General features: G+C 70.5%; 2 protein-coding genes. Both read left to right on the top strand.

Going from position 1 to position 1500, the window contains the following annotated elements; genetic code table 11:
* The first annotated feature begins 30 nt into the window (after positions 1-30).
* Positions 31-1143, top strand: a complete 1113-nt coding sequence (locus tag AB0J64_RS57250; protein ID WP_364047256.1) for an FAD-dependent monooxygenase — start codon at positions 31-33, stop codon at positions 1141-1143.
* Position 1144: 1 nt separating this feature from the next.
* The coding region (locus tag AB0J64_RS57245; protein WP_364047253.1) for a hypothetical protein at positions 1145-1500 on the top strand (356 nt) is incomplete at its 3' end.

Here is a 1500-nt window from a genome sequence, read left to right as displayed (position 1 = left end):
TGGGCGTCACCGTAGCGGTCGCGGGCGGGTGTGGCTGTGACGGTTTTGGAGCGGCGCAGCATGCTGACCTCTGATTCTCGTGCGGCGACCTTCCACCCAGCGACATTGGATCTGCTCGCCGAGCTCGGCATCGCCGACGCTCTCATCGCTGATGGCACTCTGGTTGACCGGTTGCAGTGGCGCACCCGCCGCGGCCGCGTGCTGGCCGAGATGCACATGAACCTGCTGGCGGGCCGGACCGCCCACCCGTACCGGTTGCACGCCGAGCAGAACGCCCTCATCGCGCTTCTGGCTGCCGAGCTGGCGTGTTGCCCGCGAGCACAGTTGCGCGTGGCCACCGCGGTGGACGCGGTCACCGACACCGGATCGCGAGTGAAGGTCCGTACCGGTGCCGGGTGGGAGGTGGCTGACTATGTCGTTGCCGCGGACGGCGCGCACAGCACGGTCCGCTCAGTGCTCGGGCTGCCTTTCGCCGCTACCCCTTATCCCACGCGGGCGGTGAGGATATTCACCGACTCGCCGCTGGCCGACCTGCTGCCGGGGCTCGCCCCGCTCACCTACGTACGTGATCCGGCGGGCTCCTGCAGCCTGCTGCAAATGCCCGATCACTGGCGGATCATTGTGCGGCTCCCGCCGGGCGCCGACGCGAACCCGCACAGCGATGAGGTCGCCGCGCTGGCCCGCCGGGCTGTGCCGGTACGCGGCCAGCAGGTGGCGATCACCGCCGCGGACACCTACCGCCTCGCGCGAGGCGTCCTGGAGTCCTTCCGCTACGGGCGAGTACTGTTCATCGGCGATGCCGCCCATGTGACCAGCACCGCCGGTGGGCTCAACATGAACGCCGGCATCGCCGAGGCCGTCGCCCTCGGTGGCGTGCTCGCGGCCGTGCTTGGCGACGCTGCGCCGGTGGCCGCTCTGGACGGGTGGGCCGACCGCAGCCGCCGGATCCTCCTCGAGGCGGTCATCCCGCGCAGCGAAGCCAGGGTGGACGGTGTCCAGGACGGCGACCAGGTCCGGCTGCGCGCGGCGGTGGCCCGGTTGCGCGCCACCGCCGCCGACCCGGCGACCGCCCGCGCCTTCCTGGCCAAGGCCTCGTTGCTCGACATCCTCTCCCAGCCGACTCCCAGCCGATCGCGGAGCTGACATGCGCATCTGGTTTCAAAAGCACGCCGTCCAAGGCCGCTCGATCCTGCTGGACAAGCTGTATGCCGAGCATCTGTCCGCGGTCGCCGGGGCGGCCACCACCGTCGAAGTCCACACCCTGCCGTCCGAGACCTACACCGACGTCCTGCCCGAGCAGCTCGTCGGGTACGGCGAGATCGGGCAGCTGATCGGCGACTACTTCGCGCGCAGCGCCGTGGCCGCCGAGCGGGACGGCTGCGATGCTTGGATCAGCGGTGCGGGTCAGGACCCTGGGCTGGCCGCCGCTCGCACGCGCACCGGCAACGGCATTTCCACATCGGGCGGCACTTTTCAGCGTCCAGTATTACGAGGAGGGGA

Source organism: Nonomuraea sp. NPDC049695 (assembly GCF_040674955.1).
Lineage (GTDB): Bacteria > Actinomycetota > Actinomycetes > Streptosporangiales > Streptosporangiaceae > Nonomuraea > Nonomuraea helvata.
Note: the sequence above shows the minus strand (reverse complement) of the source record. Positions and strands in the feature narration are given on the sequence as shown.